Origin of the sequence: Burkholderia sp. HAN2018 (genome assembly GCF_024704855.1) — a bacterium.
GTDB lineage: Bacteria > Pseudomonadota > Gammaproteobacteria > Burkholderiales > Burkholderiaceae > Burkholderia > Burkholderia cepacia.
This window is the reverse complement of sequence record NZ_QOBB01000020.1, coordinates 26,229-43,116: the sequence shown is the minus strand read 5'-3', so window position 1 is coordinate 43,116 and position 16,888 is coordinate 26,229. Positions and strand designations below refer to the sequence as shown.

The window sequence follows — 16,888 nt, the reverse complement described above, 5'->3', positions numbered from 1 at the left end:
TCAGAACTTGTGGCGAATGCCGATCCGTGCCGCAGTCTGAAAACTCGTGCTGGACGGCGATCCGAGCGCTGCTTCGATTTGCGCGCCGTGTGCATGATCATGCGCGAGCGCGCCAACGAAATACACGTCCGTTCGCTTGGAAATGAAGTAATCCGCCCCGATGGTCACCTGGTTCGCGCTGCCGACGCCGTTGTTGCGCTGTTGAAACTGGAACCCTGCTCCAAGCGAAATATCGGGCTTGACGAAGTAAGTCATGCCACCGTCATAGGTCAGCGCCCGAGCCCGGGTGCCGCTGCTCAACTGAACATCGGTCACGACACCAAAAATCTGCGCTTTCCCCAGGCTGTAGGTTGCACCGCCGGCGTATTCGGTCAAATTCGCGGAAGTCGTCGCGTTATGCTGCTTGAAATACGACAGCGATGCGGCGAGCCCGCCTTGGCTGTAGTTCAGCAGAAAATTCATCGAGCTGTTGGTGCCCAACGAGCCGGCGACGTTGCCGAAACCATACATGGCGCCGACACTGAAACCCGAAATCGTCGGCGAAAGATACTTCACCGAGTTGTTGACGTTATCGCCCCACAGTCGGTTATCGAGCGTATATCCGCCAGCCGCATACGCCGGGATCCCCCACCCCAGGATGCCCGCTGCCGTATTTCCCGCAATCGAGTACGCCGGAAAGATATCGCCGATGAAGTCGTATTGCCGCCCGAGCGTCAGCGTGCCGAAGCGTCCGTCAAGGCCGACGAAGGCTGCGCGATTGAACAAGAGCCCGCTCTGCGCCAAGGCCCCGTTGGAAAGTTGAAAGCCGCTTTCGAGCGTGAAGATCGCCTTGAGTCCGCCACCCAGGTCCTCTTTACCCGTCAGCCCCCAGCGATCTCCCTGCGAAGACCCGGATGCAAACTGCACGAGCGCGCCATGTCCGGTGCTCGATGTCGCATTGTTCGTGTACGTAATACCCGCATCCACCAGCCCGTACAGCGTCACTGAGGACTGTGCATGTGCCACGCCGCATCCGACCGCGGCGCACACCACCATGCTTCGCTTGATGACCGTATTCATATCGCTTTCCTAATTTTATGCGTAGCTTTCGTTGACGAAAATGACTGAGGAAAACGTCCCGCTTGAAATGCATCGGAATCGTTTGGTCAATGGGCAGGCGTCTCCGGGTAATCCTCCCGCTTGCCTCGCTACAACGAACAGTCTCGGCACGTCCGCTTCCCACTGCGCGTCTACTCTATGAGCACCGTTTTTTGAGCCCCATCGTTAGAAATATCGACAGGGGAAACTCGGCCTGAGCCCGCGCTCAAGAAATTCAGGCGCCCTCGCGAACCTCCCTTCCGATCTGCAATAGGCAGTGGACCTGACTGCGGCATGAATACAACGGACAGGTAACGGCAGTGAAGTTCGTTGCTGATCGGGATTTTTTGCCTTGCTATGCTTGATGTGTAATGCGAACCAGTCTTTCGAGGCTGTCGCGCATGCTGTCTCCCGATTCCACCTACCGATGAGGCACCCTTGAAGCCACAAGTTCACGATCTCACGCTCGACGAACTCCGACTTTTCGGTGACATCATCGGGCGGCTCGAGGAGCTCGGGCCGATCGTGGATGTCAGGCGCGTCGTTTTGTCAGACCTGACCCGGCTGCTGCGATCCGATTTCTGCGTCTCCTACAACTGGGATGCCGAAAAAGGGATGTACGCCGACCCGATTGCAGTCAATGTCGACTCGGATCACGTGCGTCGCTACACGAGCTGGTACCAGCACAATGACCCGATGACGGCGCAACTCTGCAAGCGGCGCAGGGCCACGTTGGTGGAAGAAGTGATGGACCGGCCTGCACTGGAGAAAAGCGAGTTCTACAACGAGTTTCTCGCGCAGGATGGGTTGCATCACGGGATCAACGTGTTTGTCTTCGACGGCGAACGCCAGCTCAGCGACCTGAGAATCTGGCGAACGAGGAATCGGCCTGAGTTCGAGATGCGCGACAAACTCGTGCTCGATGCGATCGAGCCGTTCCTTTGCCGCGCGATCAAACGCCGGACAGGCAGCGCGACAGGGCTCACGGACCGTGAGAACGAGATCGCCCAGCTGGTCGCAAAGGGTTGTACCGATCAGGATATCGGCCGTCTTCTCTGCATCAGCCTGTCGACCGTGCGCACCCATTTGCGGCGGATCATGGACAAGAAGGGATTCTCCAACCGCGCGGAGCTTGCCGCCTCCGTCGCCGCGGCCGGAACGACCCCGCCGTCATGACGATTGAACGGCGCGGTCGACGGCCACGTACGCGCGACGCGACAAATCGTCCGATACAAGAGACTAAACCGCCAATACGGTTTCGTACCGATGCCGGCACGAGCCCCCCAACGCCCACCGCGGCACTTGCAGCATCGAGCGCAATACTTTTCAGGATATTTCGACGATTCATTTGCTTGCCGTTCTCGTTAAGCCGTTGCCGGATGGATCAAACGTGTGCGTCGAGACGCGGGAACGTCGCGGCACACAGAACGCGCTCCATTTCCTTGCCGATTTGCAGGATGCGCCGATCCGAATGCGGCGCACCGTCCAGCGCCAATCCAACCGGGAGCCAGTCCCGGGTCAGACCTGCGGGAACGGTGATACCGGGTACCCCTGCGTTGCTGCCCGGTTCGGTATTTCGTGTGTATGCGGCAAAGACGTGGAGCGCTTCAGACCCGACCGCCACGGTTTCGGCGCCGATCGCACCGATCCGCCCGTGTCGGTGCCGAGCGCCGCCGGCACCGCACCACTCGCCACCAGCACGGCAGACCCGCCGCTGCTTCCGCCTGCAATTCTGGACGGGTCATACGGGTTGCGGGCCGGGCCGAAAAATCCGTTGTCGTTGGTGCAGCCGAAAGCGAGTTCGTGCATGTTGGCTTTGCCGGCGGCCAACGCGCCCGCGTCGATCACGCGTGCCACGACGGGTGCGTCAGCTCGAGGTACGGCGTCGCGGAGCGCTGCCGTTCCCGCGGCGGTCGGCATGCCCGCGCAGTCGATGTTGTCCTTGATGGCCAATGGAATGCCGGAAAGCGGCAACCGGCCCGTTCGGGCTATGAGCGATTCATCGTGTTCCCGCGCCGCTTGCAACAGCGCGTCACGGTTGAAAAACACGAACCCGTTCAGCGACTCGGTTTTGGCGTGTTGATCCACGAGCGCCTGAACGTATTCCAGGCAGGAGATCTCGCGTCGATCGATCGCGCCTTTTGCGTCGACGACTGAAAGCTGCGGCGGGGTTGGCATCTACGTCTCTCGTGCATTTCGGTCTTCGTAGATTGCGCGTCGGCTTTTTTGTAGCGCATCGTCAGAAATGACAATGGCGTAGCCAACCCTGGCAGCGCCCCTCTTCGCCGCGGATACCGCCCCCCGGCCGACGCAGGCGGCCTCGATCGAGCGAGTCCGCGCAACGATCTGAAATCCGCCTGCGCTTCGACGGACGTTCAGGCCGCGTCGATGTTCGAGACGGAATGCTTCGACGTCGCAGCGGGTACCGTTTCATCGAGAAACATCCCCACGAGCGCGCTCACCAACGACACGCCCCCGACGATCAGCATCGGATAACCCAGACCGAACGTGTCGGCAAGCCCACCTGCAACCACGGGCATCAGGACCCCGCCAATGAGTTCACTGACAGCGGTCGGAACGCCTACGGCCGAACCGGTCAGCGTGGACGGTACGGATTCGCAAGGAATCACGGCAAGAAAGAGAGGCGCGATGCCGAAGCCGCAAATCCCGGCAGCAAAGAGGTTGACGAACATCACGATCGGAGAAGCGTGACAAAGAACGAATGCCAACATCAGGACGCCATAGCAAGCCGCCGAGACGACGAGCACGATACGCCGCCCGAGCCGATCCGATATCGCCGGAACGGCGACCATTCCGATGAACCCGCCGAAACCCCATCCGGAAATGATCAAACCGACCGTGCCGAGGCTGAGGCCCGCGACTTTGGTCAGATAGAGCGCGACGAACGTCGAGAACACGAACAGGCCCGTCTGGAAGAGCGATCCGATGACCGTGGTCAACCAGATGTTCTTGTATCTCAGCACGGTCAACGGGCCGCCCGAGGCCGCCCGGACCTGCTTGTCGCGACCGGCCTCCGTCTTTCGCATGGTCCTGCCGATCAGGAACGTCAGCAAAAGTCCCGGAATACCGAGCACGAAAAACACCCACTCCCAGCGCATGTGCATCACGAGCTGGGTAGCGATGATCGGTCCAAGGCCGATACCCAGAAGCGGGAAAAACGATTGATGAATGCCCAGATTCAAGCCGCGCCGGCTCGGCGTCGATATTTCGTCGATCGTCGCGACGCTGGCGCTGAAGACGCCGCCCTCGCCCACGCCAAGGAGGCCTCGCACGAGCAGCATGCCGTGGAACGACTTGGCGACGCCGGTAAAGGAGGTCATCACCGAGAAGAAGATCGACGACCCCAGCAGAATCTTGCGACGCCCACGGCGATCGGACAGACTCCCGAGCACCCATGTCGAAATGGCCCAGGTCAACGCGAGAACCGACGCGATTGCGCCTGCCTGCGTGTTGTTCAATTTGAGCTCCGGCAGAAGAACCGGAAACAGATACACGATGACCAGACGATCGAGTCCAACGATGCCGAACAGCACCGCAAGAAAGATGACCATCTTCCATTCGTATTCTCTATTTTGTTTGTAGTTCATATCGATATCCTAAATATATCGTCGTGATTGAATGGCTGTTGTTTCAAAGAAAACCATCCCGCTTCAGTCGGTATCGAGCCGATACGGCAGCGACACGAAAACCTCCGTCCGGCTCGCCACGGAATCGCATGGCGAGCCCGACAGGCCGCTACCGATCTCCGCCACTTCTCGCGAGCTCCGGCGAGCAACCGTTGTCCGACGATGTTTGATCATCGGCGACCGTCTCCCCGGCGGGGCCATCGAGGATCTCGGTGACCGGGGGGCGCGGTCGCCGGTCGATCAGCAACCGCAGAACGTCAGGCCGCGAGTAATGCCCCACGGGATCGAAAACGCACTTCGAAAGCGATTGCATGCCGAGGTCGATATCGGCGTAGAGCAGGCCTTCCGCGGTTTCGTCGATCTTGTCGAACAGTTCCGCCCCGTCGGGCCCGTATCCGACGCTATGGCCTCCGCCTGCCCGCAACAGTTGACGTTTTTCCTCGGTGTCGCAAAGGCTCTCGACCATTTCCTCGGTGACGACTGTCGAAGGCGCGAGGACGAAGCAACCTCCTTCGACGGCATACGTCCGCGAAACCGCGTTGTTCACCTGGTGGCTCAATGCGCTGGCAAATTCATAGAGCGAGAAGCTCGGCCAGGCCGCAACGTGGACCTGTTCGCCTTGCGCATACATTGCGGCCTTGGTCAAAGGCTGCACGTGTTCGGCACAACAAAGCCCGCCGAGCTTTCCCAACGGACTGTCGATTACGGTCAGGCCACTGCCCTCGCCGTCACCGAAGACCGTCCGCTCGAGGTGGGTAGGCTTGAGTTTCTGCCGTTGCAGGAGGGTTTCTCCGTCGGGGCCGATGATCCATTGGGAGATATATAAGGAATGGCCCTTGCGCTCCGAGAGTCCCATCACCACCGTGATGCGGTTTTTTCTGGCCGCGGCCCTCAGTGCATCGGCTTCCGGACTGTCGTAGCTCAGCGAGTTGTCGAAATATCGCTGAACATAGCCTTTGCTCATATACCAGGCCGGTGTACCCAGCCAGATGTAGAACGGGTAGCCCGGCAGCCACACTTCAGGGAACGCGATCAGGGCGGCGCCGGCCTGCGCCGCCTCTTCAATCAGGCGTATGGACTTTTCGATTCCGGCTTGAAGATCAAGGAACGCCGGGGCGGCCTGCACGACAGCCGCCTTATATTGGGGATGGTTGAGAGCCAAGATACTCCTCCACGACTCGCGGGACGGGACGCCCGCAACGTTGTAGAGGAAGTGTCCGGGGCCAATATGGCGGACGCTTGACTCTGACAGAACAGGATTTTTACTTATGCTGCCAGCCGGCGGGATTACCGCGCAGCCCGCTCAGGGGCGATTCAACCAACGTCGCGATGCTTCGCACGGTAGTCGCGCGCAGACACGCCAAAGTGACGTCGAAACGTACGACTGAAATGCGATGCATTATTGAAACCCCAAGCCATCGCAATATCGGTAATCGAGCGGTTAGCGTACGCGCGTTGCCGAAGCCACTCGCCGCACCCGTTGAGTCTGGCCGTACAGATGGTCTCGCCGATCGACTCCCCGGCCTCGGCGAACAGGCGATAGAGGTAACGGCTGGAAACCCCCAGTTCATCGGCGATCAGTTCGGGTCCCAGTTCCGGGTCGTGAATCCTGTCCTTGATCAACGCGCGCGCCCGCAGCAGATGCATCTCTTTCACGTTGGATCTGGGCAGCGGAACCGTGTTGAAATAATCCGCCAGCGCCAGCGCGACCAGGTTGGCGGACACATCGCCAAGCCTCTCGCAAGCGGTCATCGCGCCTTCGTCTGACGAAAGCACTCGGTGCAGCGACGCGATATGGTCCGCGGCGATACGGCGTATCCCGGTGGCCGCAGGAATGCGCACCGCGGTGTGCTGCCGGCCGCACGGCACCAATTTCTCCAGCGCCTGGCGGGGAAAGCGGATCGTGTAGTGCTGTCCGGAAAAATGCCAGACGAAATGGCGCGACGAGTCGAACAGCACCATGTCGGTAGGGTCGACGAACGCGGTGCGGGCATCCTGCTCGAGTGCACCTCGCCCCTCGATCTGTATCGACACGAGCAGGTAGTCGTCCGCCGTGCGCCGCACGTCGTCCCAGTCGTGAGCCGCGACGTGATCGACCGCCGAGATCCGCGACACACACACTCCGCCCGTGTTCACGCTGGAAATCTCGCCACGAAATCCCTGATCGGATTCGGTCCTGAAAACCATGGGGACGCAACTGGCCCGAACCTGATCCGCCCATGCCAAAAGCCGGTCGTCGCGATGGTAATGATCCGTGGTCGTCACTTGATTCATGGCACAAGGTTCCGGCGGCAAATACGCGGGAGCGTCACCCCGAACAATTGCGCATCCAGAATCCGCCGTCAATGCGCAGTTGCCTATGACGGCCGCTTCGAAACATAGCTGCGATCGAGCTCGCCCACCGAGCGACAACCGATGAGGGCGAGCGTCCGGTCAGTTTCCCGTTTGATCATGTCGATGACGTCGCTCACGCCGGTTTCCCCTCTGGCAGCCAGCCCGTACAAGGTGGCCCGCCCCAGCATCACGGCGTGGGCCCCCAGCGCGACCGCCTTGACGACGTCGGCCCCCGTCCGGATGCCGCTGTCGAGAATGACCGTCGTGCCTGAGGTGCGCTCGACGATATCCGGCAGCACGTCGGCCGTCGCGGGCAGGTCGGCGAGTTGCCTGCCGCCGTGGTTCGAAACGATGACGCCGTCCGCGCCGAGCGCAACGCACCGCGCGGCATCGTCGGCCGTCACGATGCCCTTGACGAGGAGCTTGCCCGGCCATTCGTCCCGCAAACGGCGCAGGTCGTCCCAACTGAAGCTCGCATCCATCTGCCGGCGAAGAATCGCCGCCTGGGAGGCGGTGTCCGATGCATCGTCCGTGGCGAAATTCTTCAACTCCGGCATGCCGTTCATCAGATAGGACCAAAGCCAGCGCGGGTGTGACAGTCCGTCGACGGCCGCACGTGCACTTGCCTTGAACGGCATGGCAAAGCCATTGCGAAGATCGCGTCGGCGAAAGCCGTTCACCGCGACATCGGCGGTGAGGATCAAGGTCGAATAGCGAGCCGAACGGGCACGATTGACCAGACTCTTCGCGAGGTTGCGATGAACGACGTACAGTTGAAACCACAGGTCTCCGTCGGCCCCTTTTGCCACCTCTTCGATGGACATGTTGGAAGCCGTCGATAGCGCAAACGGAATACCGGCCTTGCCCGCTGCGCGCGCAAGTGCGAGGTCGCCCTTCGGCCAGAACGCGCTATTGAGGCCCGTCGGCGCGATCACCAGCGGTAATGGAATCAGCCGCCCTAAAAGCGGCACCGACTGCTCTCGCCTGCTGACATCCGACAGCCGGCGCGGCAACAACTGCAACCTGTCGAACGCCGAACGGTTATGCGTCAATCCCGATTCGTCGTCCGCCGCGCCTTCCAGATAGTCGAACACCATGCGTGGCAACCGCCGTCTGGCTTCGTCACGATAGTCGCTGACGGAGAAAATGCCGGGAAATCCTGTTGTCATGATCGGGGTACTGTCAGAGTAAATCGTGATGCGAAAAGCACGAGACGCGCTGCACGCCGGTTTCGCGCGTCTTCCTCCGTCATTCGAGGCGGAAGACGACCGAGTAACGACGCAAAGTCGAAAGCTAGACGGCAACGCTCCCAACATAGTTTTCCGCCATGGACCTCGCCGCAGTCTCGGACGTAGTCACATGCTCGAGCTCGGCAACCTGCAACTGCTGTTCGAACGGCGAGGCATCGTCGAGACGATGCATCATGCGGGTCATCCAGTAGGAGAAATGCTCGGCGCGCCAGATCCGTTTCAGCGCAAGCTCACTGTACGAAGCGAGTTGCGCTTCATCGCCGGTCCGGTAATACGCGTCGAGTCCACTGCTCAGGATTCGTACGTCGGAGACTGCCAGGTTGAGACCTTTTGCTCCGGTAGGAGGAACGATATGAGCGGCGTCGCCGGCAAGAAACAGTCGGCCGTGCTGCATCGTCGTCGAGACGAAGCTCCTCATGCCGACGATATTCTTCTGAAAGATCTTCCCGTCGACAACGCACTGACCATCGGCCGAGTCGACGCGTGCGTGCATTTCGGCCCAGATCCGGTCGTCGGACCAGTTGTCGACCGAATCTTTCGGGTCGCACTGGAAATACATGCGCTGAACCGTCGGCGAACGGGTACTGACCAAGGCAAAACCGCGATCATGACGTGCATAGATCAGCTCGTCTGCGGACGGCGCACCTTCGACCAGAATGCCGAACCAACCGAACGGATAGACGCGCTCGAAATCGCGGCGAACGCTCTCGGGAATCGCCGAACGGGACACCCCTTGCGAACCGTCGCATCCGATCACGAAATCACAGTCCAGCGTATGTGATTGCCCTTGATGCACGAACCGTATCGACGGGGCCGACGTGTCGATGTTGTGAATCGAGACATCCGCGACATCAAACAGGATAGAGCCGCCTGCAGCAACCCGCGCCGCCACCAGATCCTTGATGACTTCGTGTTGCGCATAGACGGTGATGGCCCGCCCGGTCAACGCCTTGAGGTCGATGCGCCGCCGCTTTCCGTCGAAGGCGAGTTCAAAGCCGTGATGCAACGCTCCTTCTGCCTTCATACGCTCACCGACACCGGACGCTTCAAGCAGGTCCATCGTCCCCTGCTCGAGTACACCCGCCCTGATCGTCGATTCGATCTGCTCGCGTCTGCGGGTTTCGAGCACGACAGACTCGATACCTTTCAGATGCAAAAGATGAGAAAGAAGGAGGCCGGCAGGACCGGCGCCAATAATGCCTACTTGAGTGCGCATGCCATCTCCAACTGAAGGTACTGTCAGACGTTTTCCGTCATTCGGTTCAACATGAGCGACATCGTTACGTGCTCTGCTCGGAGCGCGTGACAAACGTCGCCCTCGACACTGATCTCAAGCGCCCTTGATGGGCGGAATATGACGACGCACGATCATCAGGCAGATAAAAACCATCGCCATCGCGGCACCCAGCATGCCCAGGTACGCAGACGCTCCACCCTGCGTGATCACGAAGGCCCCCGCGAACGCGCTGAGAATCGCGCCGAGCCGCCCAAACGCGAGCGCGGATGCGGTCCCGGTCGCGCGAATCTCGGTGGGATAGACGTACGCGCAAAGGGCATACATCGTCGACTGAACCGCGTTCACGAAGAGGCCGTGCAACCCGATTCCGAACACGAGCAACGTCGTGTGGGCAGAGACGTCGAGACCGCGCAGGAAAAGCGCGCTCGCGGACGCCATCAGGCAGCATACGAGCAAAGGCCAGCGCGACCCGAACCGGCCGATCGCCACTGCGCAACCCATTGCGCCGAGTACGCCGCCGAGGTTGTAGGCGGTAAGACCTGAACCCGCCACCGAAGCGCTGAGTCCCTCGCCTGCCAGCATCGTCGGCAGCCAGCTGAATGCGCTGTAGACCGCGACGAGGTTCATGAAGAAAGCGACCCAGATTGCGAGCGTGTCGCGGCCTTGATGGTCCGCGAACAACGCGCGAAAGCCTGGGCGCTGCCCCGCTTTCTGCTCCTTCTGATCGGCGAATACGGCATGCGGCTGAATCGAGCGGGACATGCGGGACAGCAGGTGACGCAGTTCATTCCAGCGTTCCTGATGACGCACAAGATAACGCGGCGATTCCGGCATGACGAAATACAGCAGGAGCGCCAGTGCGACGGGAAGCGTGCCGCCAATCAGAAAGAGCCCGCGCCAGCCGTAATGCGGAAGCACGACACTCGCGAATAGCCCCGCAAGCATGCCCCCCAGCGGTACGCAAACGATGGTTGCGGTCACCGCGAGCGTCCGCCGGCGAGCGGGCGTAAATTCCGCCGTCATGGTCGTCGCGCTCGGCAGTGCGCCACCGATACCCAGTCCCGCGAAGAAGCGCAGGATGGCAATGGTCATCACGTCCGGCGACAGCGCAATCGAACTCGTCGCCAAGCCGAATACCAGCACGCTGCCGATGATTGCCCAGCGCCGACCGAACCTGTCCGCGAACAGCCCGGCGAACGCGCTCCCTATACCCATGCCGACGAGGCCGGCCGCAACGGCGGGCGCAAATGCGTTGCGCGTGATGCCCCATTCCTTGATCAAGCTGGGAATGGCGAACCCGATGAGCTGCCCATCGAAGCCATCCATCACGATCGCAAGCGCGGCGAGCAGGACGACCGTTCGCTGGAACGCCGAGAACGGTCCGTCATCGAGGGCACGGCCGATGTCTACGGTCAGCAGAGGCGGATTACGATCGTTCATTTCGCTCTCCCGGCCAGACCGGCGAAGTCTGAATCGCAGTCCTGCGTAATTCGTTTTCCGACGCGACGGTCGGACTCCAACCGGGCGCGATCGAGCGACGACTCGAAATTGATGACGGGCATTGCAGTCTCCTTAAGCCGGTCGCTCGTCGTTCCGGGAGCGAAGGCGTCTCAACGATATCGGGTTGTTATTGTGTTCGTGCCCACCATCCGGAAGCCCATCGCGTCCATGGTGAGAAACACGTGCCATGACCGCGGCAACGATCAGAATGGATAGTGACGAGGCGTCGTTTGCACGGTGATCCAGCGCAAATCCGTAAATTCCGCGATCCCGGCCTTGCCGCCGAAATGCCCGAAACCACTGGACTTCATCCCGCCGAACGGCATTTGGGCCTCGTCGTGAACCGTCGGGCCATTGACGTGGCAAAGCCCGGACTCGATACGCTTCGCGACCGTCAACGCCCGCGCGACGTCACGGCTGAAGACCGCCGCCGACAGTCCATATTCGTTGTCGTTGGCACAGGCGATGGCCTCTTCGTCGCCATTGACGCGAACGATCGCCTTGACGGGCCCGAACGACTCCTCCCGGTAGATATGCATGTCCGCCGTCACGTGATCGAGCAACGTGGCCGGCATGAGCGTGGTCTCGGATTTCCCTCCGCATACCAGGGTCGCACCTTTCGCCAGCGCGTCGTCGATCAGGTCGTTGCATCTCCTGACCGTCGCCATGTCCACGACGGAGCCGAGCACGGTCGGCCCCTTTCTCGGATCGCCAAGCGGCAGGCTCCGTGCCTTTTCCGCCAGTCGCGCGACGAATTCATCGGCGATCTTCGTGTCGACGACGATGCGTTCGGTCGACATGCAGATCTGGCCGGAATTGGCGAACGCCCCGAATGCCGCGCCTTGAACCGCCGCTTCGATATCGGCATCGTGAAGCACCAGGAACGGCGCCTTTCCGCCGAGTTCGAGGACCGACGGCTTCAGATATTTCGCGCACAGGGTCGCGACGATGCGGCCGACGCGCGTCGAACCCGTGAAGTTCACCCGCCTGACCGCCGGTTCGGCAATGATCGCTTCGACGATGTCGCCCGCATTCGCCGGCGCGTTCGTGACGAAGTTCACGACGCCGCGTGGCAGTCCGGCGTCCTGTAACGCTTCGATGATGAGGCCGTGAGTCGCGGGGCAGGTTTCGGAACCTTTGAGCACGACGGTATTGCCGCACGCCAGCGGCAACGCGATGGCACGCACGCCGAGGATGACGGGCGCGTTCCACGGTGCGATCCCGAGCACGACGCCGGCGGCCTGCCTCACGCCGAGCGCAAGACTGCCCGGCACGTCCGACGGAATCACCTCGCCGGAGATCTGCGTGATCATCGCAGCCGCTTCGCGCAGCCCGTCGGCCGCAAGCTTGACGTTGAAACCCGCCCACAGGCGGGACGCGCCCGTTTCGGTTGCCATTGCCAGCGCGAAAGCGTCGCCTTTTTCTTCGAGCGCATCCGCGGCCCGATTCAGTAGAGCGCGTCGCTCGCCGGGGCCCATCGCCGACCATGCGGGAAACGCGGCGGCCGCCGCATGCACCGCCGCTTGTGCATCGGCGACAGTCGCGGCCGGCGCCGTAGAGGCAACCGTGTCATCGAGCGGGTTACGGCGCTCGAATGTCGCGCCGTCGCGAGCCATCGCACGCTCGCCGTTGATCAACATCGTTACCTGATTCATTACCGTCTCCTGGAATATTCTTGAAAAACCGGCCTGCCGAATCACCGACTCGCGGTCAGGCCACGACAATTTCGACGACGCGTGTTTTTCCCGAAGACAACGCGTCTTCCAGCGCGGGCTTCAGCGACAGCGCGTCGCTCACTCGAACGCCTTCGCACCCCATGCTGTTGGCCAGGGAAACGAAATCCAGCCCTGGCAGGTCGGTGCCCTGTACCGGATCCGACGCGGCGAAGCCGAACACGGGCGCGAATTCCTGCAAGGCGGCGTAGCGCGAGTTATTCAGGATCACGAATGTGATCGGAAGATCGAGCTGGACCGCGCTATAGATCGCTTGCGGCGAATACATCGCCGAGCCGTCGCCGATGAGGCCGATCACGCGGCTGCCGGGTCTGGCCAAAGCGACGCCCACCGCGGCGGGCATGCCGTAGCCCAGACCGCCGCTTGCCATCGTGTAGAACGTCTGACTGCGCGTGAACGGCAGATAACGTTGCATGACGGGGCGCGAACTGGGCGCCTCCTCGACCACGATATCGGCTGCGTTGCGGACTTCGGACAGCGTCTGCAACGCATAAGCGACCGACATCACTGCCGTGGGCTCGGCTCGCTCGACCGCCTCGCGCGGCGCCGGCAGGGGCCGGCCTCGCGGTGCCGGCCGGGCGAGCAGGTCCACCAGCCCCAGGCGAATGTTCGCCACCACCGACGTGCCGACCGGGGTCCAGGCAGCGGTAGCCGGATCGTCGATGAGCTGGTACAACGCCGCGCCATCGGGCACATGCGGGCCACTGCCTTCAACGTGATACGCAAAAGCCGGCGCTCCGACGACGAAGACCAGGTCATGCCCGTTCAGCGTCCGAACGATTTTTTCGCGCATCGCCGGCAGGAAGCCGGCGAAAAGTCGATGATCTTCCGGGAAGCTGCAGCGTGACGACATCGGCGCAACATAAACCCGCGCGTTGTGGCGCTCGGCCAGCTGGATGGCCTCGCTCCACGCATCGGCACGATCGAGTTCCGCGCCGACGACGAGGGCCGGCCGTTTGCAGTCGTCCAGCGCGTCGCCGATCTCCGCGATCCGTACCGGATCGGGGCGGAACCGGGTGCTGATCCGGGTCGCCTCGACGAAGTCGGCCGGCTGATCCCAGTCGTCGACCGGAATGGACACGAACACCGGACCACGCGGCTCCTGCATCGCCACGTGGTAAGCACGGGCGAGGGCCAGCGGAACATCCGCGGCACGAGCCGGTTCAATGCTCCATTTCACATAGGGCCGCGGCAGCTCGGTGGCTTGCGTTGCCGACAGAAACGGATCGAACGGCAGAATCGAACGGGCCTGCTGGCCGGCCGTGATGATCAGGGGCGTCCGGTTCTTGAAAGCCGTGAAGACGTTGCCCATCGCGTTGCCGACACCGGCTGCCGAATGCAGGTTGACCAGCGCGGCATTGCCGGTGGCTTGGGCATACCCGTCCGCCATACCGACCACCACTGCTTCCTGCAATCCGAGCACGTACCGGAAGTCCTCCGGGAAGTCGCGGAACATCGGTAGCTCGGTCGAGCCGGGATTGGCAAACACGGACGTCAATTCGAGGCGCCGCATCAAGTCCACGACGGCATCGCGAACGGTCGGCTGCCCACTTGTATTTCGTTGCATCTCGAATCCTCTGCGGTTCGCCACTCAGGCTGGCGGTGATGGGATGAGCCGCAGTATGGGATTCGGCACCCTGTTTGAAAATTGCCAAAAAAGCTCAAAGTCATTACATTTTGGCATGCGTCTATCGGAATGCCGGATCGGCCAATACCGCCCGGATGCCTTGTCGGAAAAGGCTGTTCGCCGTCATCGGGGGCTCGGCGGTGGCCGCAATGAGCGGGCACCGCGAGCCCTTGCAGGGAAGACCCCTAGCTGGCGCCGGGCGCCCCGGAATCTCGCTCGCCCCCTTCCCCCTTTCAATCTGGTTCGACACGATGAGTTTCAATCTGCAGCAGTTGATGATGTTCACCACGATCGTCTCCGCAGGTAGCCTGGGACGAGCCGCGGCCATGCTGAACATGACCCAGCCGGCGCTGAGCAGATCGATCAAGCGGCTCGAGGAGTCCGTCGGGGGGGCGCTTTTCGAGCGTCACACCAAAGGGATGCAGCTGACCGCGCTGGGCGAAGCATTGATGCCGCATGCGATGTCGCTGCAAAGGGAAGCCGAACAGGCGCGCGAGGAACTGGACGCGATGCGCGGCCTGGCGAAAGGCGTGATCAAGGTCGGCGCCGTGGGCAGCATAGCGAGCCTCGTCTTGCCGATGGCCATCGCGTGTGTGCTGGAGAAATGGCCCAATCTGCGCGTCGAGGTGATCGAAGGCGTGTGGGATCGTCTCGTCGAGGGCCTGCTCGCTTATGAAATCGACCTGGCGCTTTGCACATCGGGAATCGAAACCGAGGATGTCGCTGTGATCTCCGATTGTTCATGGACCGACAGGAGTTTCGTGGTCGCGGCACTCGATCATCCGTTACGGGCGAAGCGCGGCCTTCGACTCGACGACACATTGACACAACGGTGGGCACTCACGCCCAAGGGAACCGGACCTTATGCCCACATGCAGGAAACCTTCAGGGCCCGCGGCCTGCCAATGCCGGCCATCGCGGTCGAGACCCGTTCGGTCACCGTGCTCAAAAGCCTCGTAGCGCGATGTGGCTTTGTCTCGTGGATGGCCGAACCGATGTACGACACCGAAAGCAAAGCGGGCGTCATCGACGCTCTGGATATCGAAGGCCTGGATGCGCAACGCACCCTGACGGCATTCCGGCGCCGGCGAGGCACGCTACCCGCGCCCGCCGTCAAGCTGCTGGACGAATTGCGTCACCTGACGGGGTCTTTGCGCAAGGAAGGGCAAAGCCTGTCTTGATGGCCGTGAATCGGGCGTGCCCGCGATTCGTGCGTTTTGGCATGACCCAACGCACACCCGGCCTTGTTCAATGGAAATCAGCCATAAATCATTGAACTAATTGGTTTTATAAGAACAACCAAGCATCAAACATCCGGATCCGGAATCCGCGCCGACTGAATCACAACCAGCGTGTCCCCTGCCTCGATCCTGCAAGGCGGGTCCTCGTAGAACGAAAAAATCTTCCCGCACCGATCGAGCCCGACGACGATCGCACCCGGCACGACGTTCGTCATGCAGCCGACCTCTTGCGGCATCGCCTCGCGCTCCAGCAGCGTCGCGCGTCCGCGCGTCGACAGCATGTCGTTCACGAACGGCACGATATAGCGGCTATGCACGGCGTCCGCGAGCAGCAGCGCGCCGATCTTCGTCGACGACACGATCACATCGGCGCCCGCCTGCCGCAGTTGTCGCTGGTACAGGTTCTCCTGGATCCGAACGACGATCTTCGTATCCGGCGCGATGCTGCGCACCGACAGCGTCAGCAGGATCGCGGTCGGATCGTCGGTCACCGAAATGATCACCGCCTTCGCCGAACGCACCTGCGCCTGCTGCAGCAGATCCTCGTGCGCGGGATCGCCGAGCAGCCCGGTCACGCCGAGCGACGTCGCGGCCTCGAGCGCCTGCTGCTGCGAATCGATCACGATGACCGTCGCCGGATCGACACCGCTCTCGAGCAATTCACGCACCGCGATCGAGCCCGACAGGCCATAACCGCATACGACGATGTGATCGGACAATTGCTTTTGCAGGCGTTTCATGCGGAATTCCTCGACGACGCGCTGGATCACGAACTGATAGGCCGTGCCCAGGAAAATGAACCAGATGACGATGCGGATCGGCACGATGAAGAACGCATCGATGAGGCGCGCCCGTGCGGTGACGGGCACGATGTCGCCGTAGCCGACCGTCGCGACCGTGACCATCGTGAAGTACACGAGATCGGCGACGGTCATCGGCGTGCTCTTGGTCGAATCGCGCAACCCGTCGCGATCGAGATACAGCACGAGGAACGCGAGCGTGCACAGCAGCGCGACCGCGCCGAGACGGAACAGCAGTGTGCGGCGCGGCGACGTCGCGCGACGCGTGAACAGCGTGCGCGCGCGCGGCGCCTGCCACGGGTTGCGCGCGCGGCGCAGGCGTGAGCGCAACGAGCGGCGCTGGGCGGAGGGCGATGCCAACGGGGAATCTCCTGAAGGATGCGGGCTCGATTCTACGATGGGTCGGCCGCGACCGGCCGACGTCATCGCATCGATTCGTTCG

At 61.8% G+C, this 16,888-nt stretch carries 14 protein-coding genes; 2 read left to right on the top strand and 12 right to left on the bottom strand.

Annotated features, from left to right (window positions below; genetic code table 11):
* Entirely contained in the window at positions 1-1,059 is a 1,059-nt protein-coding gene (locus DPV74_RS07315; RefSeq protein WP_060371808.1) for a porin, read from the bottom strand.
* 456 nt (positions 1,060-1,515) lie between these two features.
* Here DPV74_RS07315 and DPV74_RS07310 point away from each other — a divergent pair, with 456 nt between their 5' ends.
* Positions 1,516-2,253: a helix-turn-helix transcriptional regulator gene (locus DPV74_RS07310; protein ID WP_060319572.1), complete on the top strand. Its 738-nt coding sequence runs from the start codon at positions 1,516-1,518 to the stop codon at positions 2,251-2,253.
* Positions 2,254-2,595: 342 nt separating this feature from the next.
* Here the strand turns inward: DPV74_RS07310 and DPV74_RS07305 are convergent, their stop codons facing one another.
* From DPV74_RS07305 to mdlC, 10 genes are all read right to left on the bottom strand, one after another.
* Positions 2,596-3,255: an amidase family protein gene (locus DPV74_RS07305; protein WP_119336871.1), complete on the bottom strand. Its 660-nt coding sequence runs from the start codon at positions 3,253-3,255 to the stop codon at positions 2,596-2,598.
* A gap of 197 nt (positions 3,256-3,452) precedes the next feature.
* Positions 3,453-4,685 carry an MFS transporter gene (locus tag DPV74_RS07300; protein ID WP_205571896.1) on the bottom strand — a complete coding sequence of 411 codons (1,233 nt, stop codon included), beginning with the start codon at positions 4,683-4,685 and terminating at the stop codon, positions 3,453-3,455.
* 148 nt (positions 4,686-4,833) lie between these two features.
* Complete coding sequence (locus DPV74_RS07295; RefSeq protein ID WP_060195327.1) at positions 4,834-5,886, bottom strand: carbon-nitrogen hydrolase family protein; 1,053 nt, start codon at positions 5,884-5,886, stop codon at positions 4,834-4,836.
* 152 nt (positions 5,887-6,038) lie between these two features.
* On the bottom strand, positions 6,039-6,998 hold the full coding sequence (locus DPV74_RS07290; protein WP_060319571.1) for a helix-turn-helix domain-containing protein: 960 nt from the start codon (positions 6,996-6,998) through the stop codon (positions 6,039-6,041).
* A gap of 83 nt (positions 6,999-7,081) precedes the next feature.
* Positions 7,082-8,227: an alpha-hydroxy-acid oxidizing protein gene (locus DPV74_RS07285; RefSeq protein WP_119336870.1), complete on the bottom strand. Its 1,146-nt coding sequence runs from the start codon at positions 8,225-8,227 to the stop codon at positions 7,082-7,084.
* Between the two features lie 124 nt (positions 8,228-8,351).
* Positions 8,352-9,524, bottom strand: coding sequence for a 4-hydroxybenzoate 3-monooxygenase (locus DPV74_RS07280; RefSeq protein WP_119336869.1), 1,173 nt, complete (start codon positions 9,522-9,524; stop codon positions 8,352-8,354).
* A gap of 114 nt (positions 9,525-9,638) precedes the next feature.
* Complete coding sequence (locus DPV74_RS07275) at positions 9,639-10,985, bottom strand: MFS transporter (protein WP_034195951.1); 1,347 nt, start codon at positions 10,983-10,985, stop codon at positions 9,639-9,641.
* Entirely contained in the window at positions 10,982-11,107 is a 126-nt protein-coding gene (locus DPV74_RS07270; RefSeq protein ID WP_257942981.1) for a hypothetical protein, read from the bottom strand. Before DPV74_RS07270 ends, DPV74_RS07275 begins: the two co-directional genes overlap by 4 nt.
* Before the next feature lie 141 nt (positions 11,108-11,248).
* Positions 11,249-12,700 carry an aldehyde dehydrogenase gene (locus DPV74_RS07265; protein ID WP_119336868.1) on the bottom strand — a complete coding sequence of 484 codons (1,452 nt, stop codon included), beginning with the start codon at positions 12,698-12,700 and terminating at the stop codon, positions 11,249-11,251.
* A 55-nt stretch (positions 12,701-12,755) separates the two neighbouring features.
* A complete protein-coding gene (mdlC, locus tag DPV74_RS07260) occupies positions 12,756-14,345 on the bottom strand; it encodes a benzoylformate decarboxylase (RefSeq protein WP_119336867.1) in 1,590 nt (529 codons plus the stop codon).
* A gap of 311 nt (positions 14,346-14,656) precedes the next feature.
* Here mdlC and DPV74_RS07255 point away from each other — a divergent pair, with 311 nt between their 5' ends.
* Positions 14,657-15,586: a LysR family transcriptional regulator gene (locus DPV74_RS07255; RefSeq protein WP_119336883.1), complete on the top strand. Its 930-nt coding sequence runs from the start codon at positions 14,657-14,659 to the stop codon at positions 15,584-15,586.
* Between the two features lie 125 nt (positions 15,587-15,711).
* Here DPV74_RS07255 and DPV74_RS07250 read toward each other — a convergent pair whose 3' ends face one another.
* Complete coding sequence (locus DPV74_RS07250) at positions 15,712-16,806, bottom strand: TrkA family potassium uptake protein (protein ID WP_027789331.1); 1,095 nt, start codon at positions 16,804-16,806, stop codon at positions 15,712-15,714.
* Positions 16,807-16,888: the final 82 nt, after the last annotated feature.

Coding starts and splice junctions, on each gene's coding strand:
- DPV74_RS07315 (WP_060371808.1), bottom strand. CDS start 1,059: ATGAATACGGTCATCAAGCGAAGCATGGTGGTGTGCGCCGCGGTCGGA.
- DPV74_RS07305 (WP_119336871.1), bottom strand. CDS start 3,255: ATGCCAACCCCGCCGCAGCTTTCAGTCGTCGACGCAAAAGGCGCGATC.
- DPV74_RS07300 (WP_205571896.1), bottom strand. CDS start 4,685: ATGAACTACAAACAAAATAGAGAATACGAATGGAAGATGGTCATCTTT.
- DPV74_RS07290 (WP_060319571.1), bottom strand. CDS start 6,998: ATGAATCAAGTGACGACCACGGATCATTACCATCGCGACGACCGGCTT.
- DPV74_RS07285 (WP_119336870.1), bottom strand. CDS start 8,227: ATGACAACAGGATTTCCCGGCATTTTCTCCGTCAGCGACTATCGTGAC.
- DPV74_RS07280 (WP_119336869.1), bottom strand. CDS start 9,524: ATGCGCACTCAAGTAGGCATTATTGGCGCCGGTCCTGCCGGCCTCCTT.
- DPV74_RS07275 (WP_034195951.1), bottom strand. CDS start 10,985: ATGAACGATCGTAATCCGCCTCTGCTGACCGTAGACATCGGCCGTGCC.
- DPV74_RS07270 (WP_257942981.1), bottom strand. CDS start 11,107: ATGCCCGTCATCAATTTCGAGTCGTCGCTCGATCGCGCCCGGTTGGAG.
- DPV74_RS07265 (WP_119336868.1), bottom strand. CDS start 12,700: ATGAATCAGGTAACGATGTTGATCAACGGCGAGCGTGCGATGGCTCGC.
- mdlC (WP_119336867.1), bottom strand. CDS start 14,345: ATGCAACGAAATACAAGTGGGCAGCCGACCGTTCGCGATGCCGTCGTG.
- DPV74_RS07255 (WP_119336883.1), top strand. CDS start 14,657: ATGAGTTTCAATCTGCAGCAGTTGATGATGTTCACCACGATCGTCTCC.